Source organism: Arsenicicoccus sp. UBA7492, from assembly GCF_002479615.1.
Lineage (GTDB): Bacteria > Actinomycetota > Actinomycetes > Actinomycetales > Dermatophilaceae > Arsenicicoccus > Arsenicicoccus bolidensis.
The window spans coordinates 41,824-51,577 of record NZ_DLOE01000027.1; the positions used below are offsets into that span (position 1 = coordinate 41,824).

The 9,754-nt window shown below is 69.1% G+C and carries 3 protein-coding genes; all 3 read right to left on the minus strand.

The genetic code is table 11. The features are described 5' to 3' along the window. Window positions 1-87: 87 nt before the first annotated feature. The 3 genes from B4E97_RS07740 to B4E97_RS07750 are packed head-to-tail and all read right to left on the minus strand — an operon-like array spanning window position 88 to window position 9,538. Complete coding sequence (locus B4E97_RS07740; protein ID WP_286959336.1) at window positions 88-3,438, minus strand: DUF499 domain-containing protein; 3,351 nt, start codon at window positions 3,436-3,438, stop codon at window positions 88-90. Window position 3,439: 1 nt separating this feature from the next. Continuing rightward, entirely contained in the window at window positions 3,440-6,262 is a 2,823-nt protein-coding gene (locus B4E97_RS07745) for a DUF1156 domain-containing protein (RefSeq protein ID WP_286959340.1), read from the minus strand. 12 nt (window positions 6,263-6,274) lie between these two features. Further along, entirely contained in the window at window positions 6,275-9,538 is a 3,264-nt protein-coding gene (locus tag B4E97_RS07750) for a helicase-related protein (protein ID WP_286959342.1), read from the minus strand. Window positions 9,539-9,754: the final 216 nt, after the last annotated feature.

The window sequence follows — 9,754 nt, forward strand, 5'->3', positions numbered from 1 at the left end:
CAGCGATCCATTGCTTGGCCGCCGTGGTAGCGGCGCCGCATGCGGGCTCCACGTCGGCGAGGGTGCTGCGCAACAACGCTCACGACCTCACGCCTCCTCGAACCCGGACTCGTCAAACCGCAAGGTGCGCGCATTCTCCGCCACCACCCGGACCACGTCCTCGGGGAACCCCTGAGCGCGCTTGGCCTCCACCTCCAGTCGAACTGTCACCCGCGCCCCGTCACAGCCACGCAGGTGCGTCAACACCTCCTGCACGATCTGCTGGAAGTCCGCCGCGACCCGAGCAGACCCCAGCTCCTTCGCGCCGAAGTACCGCGTCAGCACCCGCTCCACCGGCTCCACCGCCTCCGGGGAGATCCCACCGACAGCGACACCCCCCACACTAGGGGTCGGGCCCGCACCCTCTGGGACGGACTGCAGGCGCTCGCGGTTGATCTGTGCGGTGGCGATCTCGGGCTGCACGATCAGCAGGGAGTCGGTGGGTGTGGGCGCGTCATAGGTGGGGTTGTCCCCGACCCACAGGTCGATATAGCGGCCCGCCTGCTCGTCATAGGCAGCCGCGAGCGCGAACCCGTCTTGGGTCCACAGCAGGGGTTGTTCGAGGATGCCTTGCTCGAGGACGGTGCGGTCGCGTAGGCGGGGCATGTAGAGGTACTGACTGTAGTAGTTCCACAGGGTGCCGAGGCTGACGTGCCCGGTGGCCCAGATGGCGGGGACCTTGGTGATGGCCATGCGGATGACGGCGGCGGCTTGGCGGGTGCGCAGGGAGTCGTCGCTGATCAGCTTGGTGGCGACGCGCTCGGCCAGGGACGCGGACTTGCCTTCGACCTTGATCTCGTCGATCACGAATGGTTCGGCCGGGTCTGGCTGGGCTGGGACGAGCGCCCACGTGAACGTTTGCAGCAATCGCGCGGCGACGGTCTGGTCGGCTTGGGAGCGTTGCTGGTCGGCCTGGGTTTGCTGGGTCTGGGTGAGGTTGAGGTCGGCGGAGTGGGTGATGACGTGGCTCCAGCCCAGGTAGACGCGGACCGCGTGGTCGAGTTCGCTCATGCGGGTCTCGTCGCCGGCGAGGAAGACCAGGGAGTTGCGGTGGGTGCGGGGGCTGGCGCCGCGGCGCTGGACGGTGTCGCGGGCTAAGGCCATGGCCTCGGAGTCGTCGCGGTTCTTCTTGTGGGTGGCGCGGGGGTGCAGCACCACCAGGCGCGTGTCGGGCACGTCGGGGATGTCGCTGGAGGTGTCCGGGCAAATTTGGACGCCGGTGAAGTCGCCGCGGGTGCGGGCCTGGCCCATCAGGCGTCGGGTGATCTCGTGCCACACGTCTTCGCGGTGCAGCCGTTCGGCCTGGTCCTTGGCGGTGCGGGTGATGTTCGGCAGCGTGTCGTACCAGTAGCGGCCGTCGCCAGCGTAGAAGTACGTGGCCCGGTCCACCAGTGCGTTGAGCGCGGAGTGGAAGTTGCCGGGCTGGTCACCGGGGACTGCGGTGCCGAGGAACACGCGCTGGGTCAAGATGCCCTTGGTGGTGGCGGTCACCGTCGGCGCGGCGCCGAAGAACACCGTCCGGGCCAGGCGCTTGGTGAGGGCTTTCTGGCCGAACAAGGGTCGGGCGGTGTCGATCTTCGCCGGCTCGGACTCGGGGCCGTCCACGTCGGCGTCGATGATCGCCTTCCAGGAGTCCTGAAGGTACTGGGTCAGCTCGGCGTTGACGTTCCCGCTCGCCAGCGGGATCGACCCGGGCATGATCAGCGCGGACGCGTCCTGCCCGGTCCACAGCTCGTGGATCACCGTCGACATCAGGCGCAGCACGCCTCGGGTGCGCTGGAACCGCTCGAGGGTGGACCATTCCTCGTAGAGGGTGTCGAACAGTTGCGGGTGGATCGGGTAGGTCGCCTTGATCCGGTCTTCGTAGGCGGGGTCGCGGGTCTCGCGGGGGAACTCGTCGGTGTGCTGGCGGTACATGTCCACGAACGCGCGCGCGGTCGCGGCGATCGCGGCCAGCGCGGCCGGGTCGGGTTGGGTGAACAGGCGCTGCCGCACGATGTGGTACGCCTCCGTGGAGGACGCCGGACGCCACTGGTCGGCGACGCGGCGCACCACGTTCTGCAGGCGATTGAGCGCCTCGAGCCCGTCCGCGCCGCCGACCTCTTCGGCGCTGCCGGTCACGATCCCGTCGTCGGTGCCGGACTCCGAGGCGGGGATCGAGATCGCCAGGAGCACCCCGGGCGTGGCCTTGACGGACTCGGTCAGGGACTGCGCGAACGTGAACTGGTCGTCGAAGGTGCCGCCGGCCAGGTCGTTGCGCCCCAGCAGAGAGCGCGCGTATGCGACCCACTCGTCGATGAGGATGACTGCGGGCGCGTAGCGGGCGAGCAGGTCGTGCAGCGTCTTGCCCGGGTGGGTGCGGTTGCGGTCAGCGTCGGCGACGATCGCGTACGCCTCCTGGCCGCCGAGCTGCCACGCGAGCTCACCCCACAGCGTGTTGACGTGCGTCCCTTCCGCCTTGAGCTCGCCGGCGGGGGAGAAGTGGTTCCCGACGAGCGCGACCCGGCGCACCCGCGCCGGGGTGTAGCCGGCGCCAGCGAGGACCTCTTGGGTGTCTTGCGGGAACGCGTTGATCGGCAGACCCGCGGCGATGTGCCACAGCGCGAGCATTGAGTGGGTTTTGCCGCCACCGAAGTTGGTCTGCAGGTTGATGACCGGGGAGGCGTTCATGTCCCCACCCAGACGCCGCACCGCACGCGTGATCAAGTCCCGCAACCCCTCGGTCAGGTAGGTGCGCCCGAAGAACTCTCCCGGGTCCGCGTACTCCCCGGCCGTCTGCTCCCCGGACGCGACCTTGTACAGGTCAGCCGCGAACTCCGACGCCGCGAAGTTCCCGGTCGCAACGTCCTCGTGCGGGGGCAGCACCTCCCGCCACGGCCGCAGCCCCGTGGAATGCGGGTTGTCCGCGACAGCCTTACGCACACGACGGTCATCCCGCTCCGACGATAGGCGCCGCAGGTCCAGCCGCAACCGGCGCACCCGCTCCATCTCCTCCGGCGCCCCCACCAGCTTGAGCAGGCGCTCGCCGGTGTCGAGCGCGCGGTAGGCGTCGTCGTCGGTGAACGACCCGTTGTGCGCCCAGTCGTTGCGGACCCGGCGCAGCTCGCTGGCGTACGTCTCCCCGGCTCGCCCGAGCGCGTCGCTGAACGGGAACCACCCCTCGCGGTGGTGTCGGGTGATGGTTGCCTCGGTGAGCATCCGGAACTGGGTCTGCGGGTCGAGCGGGTCGTACAGCTTGCCCTCGATGCCCCTGGCCTCGTCTTTCGCGCGCACCAGGTCCGTCCACCGGGCGCCGAGCTCGGGGTCCTCGGCCCCGACGACGCGGGCGATGAAGTCGTCCAAGGGAGGGGCCATGGCCGTGAACATCCGCTCGATGCGGTCCCTGTTGGTCAGTGCCATGTCAGGCCTCTTCCTCGTCGAACGCGAACGAACCCTGCGCCGCGGACGCCGCTGGTGCGGCATGAGCGGCCCTCGTGATTTCCGGCCAGGACGTGACCAGCGCGTTGAAGCTCAACGCGTCCTTCGTCCACCCGTTGTCCTCCGCGATCCGGAACAGCAGGTGCGCGAGCTCCTTGACCCGGTCAGCGTCTACGGCCTCGTCCTCCCGCGACAGCGCGCGCCCCATGAACTGGCCGGCGCCCTCCACGCCACCGGCGTCGAGGGCCTTGATCGCGTAGTGCAAGGCCTCCCAGTTGCTGGTGTGGTCGTCCGCGAGCACGTCGTACCCAACCGGCAACGCCGCCGGCGCGAGGAGCTGCACCCGGCCCGCCCGGCTCGTCAGGATCTCATCGCGATCCATCGTGGCCACGCTCGTGTTCCGGGCACGGGCCAGGTTGTCCGCATCCCCGAACAACCCAGCCTCGTAACCGTGCTGTCGATACCACGCGAGCGCGAACCGGCTCGTCGGGTCGAAGTCACCCTCCTGCTCGTTCAGCACCTCGTCCAGGATCTCGTTGATCCGCGCCAGCGCGGACTTCACTGACATCTGCGTGCCGTCAGGCTCGAGCACGCCCGCGTATCGGGAGAAGACTGCCATGCCCGGACCGATCGCGGCTTGCGGTAGATCGACCGGGGAGATGGCCCCCTGCTGTAGCTTGCGCAGCGCTCCCGGGAGCTCGGCCTGCAGGTCCCGGATGAAGCCCCGACGGTCAGTGGTGGGTGCGGACGCATCCCGGGGGCGTAGAGACAAGACGATGGAGGAGGCGAGTGCGTTCTTGCCGCTGGCGAGCATCCGGTTGCTCAGCTCGCTTCGCGCGGGCCAGGTGGCTGTGATCGTCCAGCCGGCCCGGATCATTCCCTGCAGGAGCGTCTCCCAGCCCGTCGATGTCGTTCCGGTCTCGTCCTCGCTGGACTGCTTGAACGCGTAGTAGACCGCGATGGGGTAGTCCGCGTTCGCTGACTCGCGTGCACGTGCGAAGACCCGCTGGAAGCCGTGCTCGAAGAAATCGCGGGCCTGCTCGGCGCCGCCGTGGCGGTAGGCGTTGGCCACGAGCTCCTCGGTTTTGGGCACCAGCAGCGTGGATAGCAGGTGTGGGTGGACGGTGCGCAGCGCGCGGCGCAGCCAGACGTAGAAGAAGTCCGACAGGTCCGAGTAGCCGATGTTGTCGTAGTAGGGCGGGTCGCAGGCCAGCACGAGACCGCTGTAGGAGCGGGTGCTGGCATCGGCCTGGGTGACTACGGCCCGGGGGCCTCCGGTGTCGGTGATGGCCTTGGTCAGACTGGTGAGGCTGACCATGAACGACCCGGCGGCCTTGCCGAAGGGGATGGTCTCGGCGAAGTCCCACAGCATCGGGATCGCCTGTCGGGCGAACAGGTGCCGGGCCTGTTGCTTCGTGTTCTCCCAATGGCACAAGGCGTTGGAGATGTCAGTCATGCGACTGACACCGAGGCCGAGGTAGGTCGCGACAGCATCGGCGTACGCGACAGCCTCGGACCCACCGGCCTCGAGGGGGTCCCCGGCTGGCATGCCGGCCGCGAGCGCGTCGGCCAGGACGTGTTCACGGGCCTCGGAGACGAGGCTCGTGAAGGTGTCTAGGGCAACGAGCTGGCGCGGGGTGAACAGGTCTGCGAAGCGGGTCAGCCCGTAGGTGGGGGCCTTCAAGTCGCGCGGGTAGTAGCCCAGCTCCTCGTGCGGGGCGTCCACGGCAGGGACATCGCGTGCAGCGCGCAGGTGGTGGTCGTCCGCAGGCAGGTAGTGCCGTGTGCGTCCCTGGTTGGCGGCGACGGCCATGAGCGTGCTGGAGATCCGCCCTGCGCGGCCCTCGGCGCGGATCGTGGCCAAGGAGACTGCGGTCCCGCAGGCGATGCAGGTCGCCCCACGTCGTCCCACCGTGCCGTCGTGCTCAGTGGTGGGGGCGTTGGTGAGGTCCTGGCTGATGTCGAAGGTGACCCGTCTCCCGCTGGGGTGCTGCGGGTCGCTGACGACCTTGGAGACGAGGTAGGTCTCGCGGCCCCGCTTCTTGCTCAGCCAGCGTGACCTCAGCAGGGGCATGTCCACCGCGCAGGCCGGGTTGGGGCAGACCACGGTCCGAGCCCACAGGTAGGCGATCACGTCACCTGTCGAGCCGTCCGGGAGAGTGGCCTTCGGGTAGAGGTGCCCGATCCTCGCCTGAGCCTGGTCGCTCATCCACTGCCCGTAAGCGCGGACGTCTGCGACCAGTGCCTCGGCGCCATGCTCGGTCAGCAGCCTCTCGGCTAGGTCAGGATGCACGGGCGGGTTGTCGCGAAAGCGCGGTGGGATGTCGATCAAGGCCTTGTTGATCAAGACGGCGACGGGGTTGAGGTCTGAGGAGTGGGCCTCCAGGCCGAGACGTTGAGTTTCCAGCGGGATCGTCCCGCCACCAGCAAAAGGATCGAGGACCTTGGGCAGGTTCCCACCCGCGGACCGCTGGATCTCGGCGCGGGCCCGGGCCAGCAGTGCCTCGTCCTTGGTGTTGTCCCAGGACGCGAGCTGCTCGACGATGCGGTGCAGGCGCTCGCGTTCCTCCCGCTGCTCTTCCTCGGTGAGGGTGGGGTCGCTGCTTGGGTCGTCGACGATCTGGGCGAACAGGAACGCACGCGCCGCTGCGGCGGGGCGGCGTGCCCACCACAGGTGCAAGGTGGAGGGGTGGCCGTGACGGACCGACTTCTCCTTGGCGGACTCGCGGTTGATGGCCTCGAGGGGGAGCGCGACCTCGATGAGCTTGCGCCGGATCGGCTGTGCGTGGCTGGTGCTGGTTGGCATCGTGATCGTGTCCTAGAAGGGGTCGTGGCCGGTGGCCCAGGTGGGGTCCCACTTGCCGAGGATCCCTGCGGTGGCGAAGCTGCCGAGGTCGGTGGTGGCGAAGGGGTCGGGGATGTAGCGGATCTGGTCGTGGGCGGGGCCGCGTGGGTCGACGGCGACGAGCGCGAGCCGGTACAGGGGTGGGGCGTTCTTGCCGGTCTGGATCTCGCGGTGGGTGATCCAGAAATCTTTGGCGCCGGTGGTGCGGCCCTTGACCTCGATGGTGTAGACGTGCCCGTCGGGTGCGGTGGACAGGAGGTCGTAGCCGGGGTTGTTGTGGGGCATCTCGCGGGGGGTGCGTCCGAGCCGGCGTTCGTGGGTGAGGACGAGGTCGACGGCGCGGCGTTCGACCGTCTCGGTCTCGCGGGCGTGGGTGGGCATGTCGTCGTAGCCGGGATCCTCGAACCAGTCGATGGGCAGGACGAGCGCGGCGGTCAGGAGCCTGGGGGGTTTGCCGGTCATGGCGAGCTGCTGGGTGATGCGGGCCAGGCGGGCCTGCTGGCGCGCGTCTAGCTCGGCGGCCTTGCGGGTGAGGGATTCGCTGGACTCGCGGGGCTTGTCGCCGGCGTCTTCTTTCTCGTGGGCGACGGCTGCCTCGAGCAGGAGCCGTTCGTTCTCGGCCTGCAGGCGCTTGGTGACCAGGTCGCGGGTGCGTTCCAGCTCGGCGGTGCGGCGGGGCTGGACCTCGGCGAGGTAGTCGGGCAGGCGGTGCGTGATCATCCAGGAGACCGCGGACTGCTCGGCGTCGGCGAGCCACGGCAAGGCCTTGGCCTCGTCCACGACGGGGCTGGCGGGCGCCGCAACGCAGTCGAGGTAAGGGGCTGGGCCGGCGTCGGTAACGGTGCCGTGCTGGTCGACGTACGCGTAGCCGAAGCGGCGGCCGACGTAGGCGCCGGTTCCGTCGGTGATCTCTTCGGCGACCCCGACCATCAGGGTGGGTTCGGTGACAGCGCGGGACACCAGCACGGTCCCGGCCTGCAGCGCGTCGCGGTGACGGGCGACGGCGTCGGCCATGACGGCGTCGTGCAGGGGGTGGCCGGGGGCGAGGAGTTCGGCGCGGGTCTTGCCGTCGGGGTGGACGTGCGCGAGGTCGAAGGTGACGCGCTCGTAGCGCGTGGCTACGGCGCCGTTCGCGCGGGTGCGTAGGTTCGCGGGGACGTTTCGGATCTCGAACCGGCCCACCTCGCGGAGGATCATGCGGCCCCCGAGTCGCGCGAAGCCTTCCCGGAAGGCGAGCTCGATGTAGTGCGGCTGCAAGCGGCGGGCACGGGCCTCGTCCATCGCCGCGCGCAGCCGGTGCAGGTCGGCGTCGGCGAGGTGGTCGGCGGCCAGGGCCTGCTCGTTCATGAGCTCCACGAGGCCGTCGCCGACGGACCGGTCGATGACGGCGCGCATGCGTGCCTTCGTGGCGGGGTCGTCGCCGTACTGGATGGCTTCCAGCAGCAGCTGGCGCAGCGGGACCTCGTCGAAAGCCTGGCCGAGGACGTCGAAGACCTTCCCCCCGTAGGTGGTGCGCATCTGCTCGAGCTTGCCGAGCAGGGTCGTGAACACCTCTCCCTCGCGGGTGTTGTCCGCGACCAGGTTCCACAGCCGGCAGACCTCTTCCTGCCCGATGCGGTGCACGCGCCCGAACCGCTGCTCGATCCGGTTCGGGTTCCACGGCAGGTCGTAGTTGACCATCAGATGCGCGGACTGCAGGTTCAGGCCCTCCCCGGCGGCATCCGTGGCGACCAGTACCTGCACCTCGGGGTTGTGCGTGAACTCCTCGGTGATGCGGCGCCGGTCCGCGCGGCGCACACCACCGTGGATCGCGACGACCGACTCGGGCCGCCCGAGCAGGCCGGCAGTGCGGCGCTGCAGATACTCGAGGGTGTCGCGATGCTCGGTGAACACGATCAGCTTGCGGCGCCGGCCATGGGCGTCTGGGGGAATCGCGTGGTCCTGCAGGATCGTGGACAGCTCGGTCCACTTGCGGTCGCTGCCGCTGACCGCGACCTGGCGTGCCTTCCCGAGCAAGCGGGCGAGGTCCGCGAGCTCGACCTGGAGCTCCTCAACGCTCTGGGAGGCGGTGGCCGCGTCCAGCAGGGTGTCCTCGAGCTTCTCGGTCTCCTCAGCGCTGAGGTCCTCGTCGTCCGGGTCAGTCAGGTCGACGTCGGGCAGGTCGTCACGCCAGGTGCCGGCGGCGATCGCGGCCCGCTTGCGTTCGAGCCGGTCAGCGCGCCGCTCGAGGGAACGCAAGATGGCTTCCGGGCTGGACGCGAGGCGTCGTTGCAGGACCGTCAGGGCGAACCCGACGGTGTTGCGGCGCTTGCCGTCGAGCCGGTCGGCGCGGTTCATGCCCTCGCGCACGTAGCGGGTGACCTCGTCGTACAGGGCGAGCTCGGCGCTGCTCAGCTCGTACGGGACGGTGACCGCGATCCGTTCGGGGAACAAGGGCCGGCCCTCGAAGGTGAGCAGGTCCTCCTTGACCATGCGGCGCATCACCCCGGCCGTGTTCACCGAGGCAGTGCTCTTGCCCTCGAACCGGTCCTTGTCCAGCAGGGTCAGGAACAGCTGGAAATTCTCCTCCTTTCCCGAGTGGGGGGTCGCGGTCATCAGCAGCAGGTGCCGGGTGAGGGACCCGAGGAGCTCGCCGAGCAGGAACCTCTTCGTCTTGTTCAGGTTGTTGCCGAAGTAGGCAGCGCCCATGCGGTGGGCCTCGTCGACCACGATCAGGTCCCACTCGGTCTCGGCGAGCTTGTCCTGCAGGTCCTCGTTGCGGGCCAGCTGGTCCATGCGCGCGATCAGCAGCGGGTTCGCCTCGAACACGTTGCGCGAGTAGTTCGCGTCGATCATCTGGTTCGTCAGCAGCTCGAACCGGACCCCGAACTTTGTCTCCAGCTCGTCCTGCCACTGCTCCACCAGCCCGCCCGGCGCGACGATCAGCGCGTGCTTGATGTCATCGCGCAGCATCAGCTCCTTGATGAACAGCCCAGCCATGATCGTCTTGCCCGCACCAGGGTCGTCCGCCAGAAGGAACCGCAACGGCGTACGCGGCAACAGCTCCCCGTACACGGCCTGGATCTGGTGCGGCAGCGGCTGCACGTCGCTGGTCGCGACTGCGAGCATCGGATCGAACAGCCCCGCCATCTGGATCCGCTGAGCCTCCGCGGCGAGCTTGAAGTCGTTCGTGTCCGCGTCGAACGCCCGCCCGGCCGCGGGCTCCTCGACGATCCGGTCCTGATCGGCCGCGTACACGACCGACTCCTCCAACGACCCAGTCACGGTCCGGTAGACAATCGTCGCCGCAGACGAGCCATGCAGCAGCACCGACAGCACCGTCACCGGCGCCCCCGACACCACCCCTCTCAGCCGCATCCCGGGGCGTAACTCATCTAGACGCACGTCGCCTCCTCATCGCCACCGACTGTAGTGGCGGCCACCCGAGCAAGCGTGGATAGAGCCCCGTTGAGT

Coding starts and splice junctions, on each gene's coding strand:
- B4E97_RS07740 (WP_286959336.1), bottom strand. CDS start 3,438: ATGGCACTGACCAACAGGGACCGCATCGAGCGGATGTTCACGGCCATG.
- B4E97_RS07745 (WP_286959340.1), bottom strand. CDS start 6,262: ATGCCAACCAGCACCAGCCACGCACAGCCGATCCGGCGCAAGCTCATC.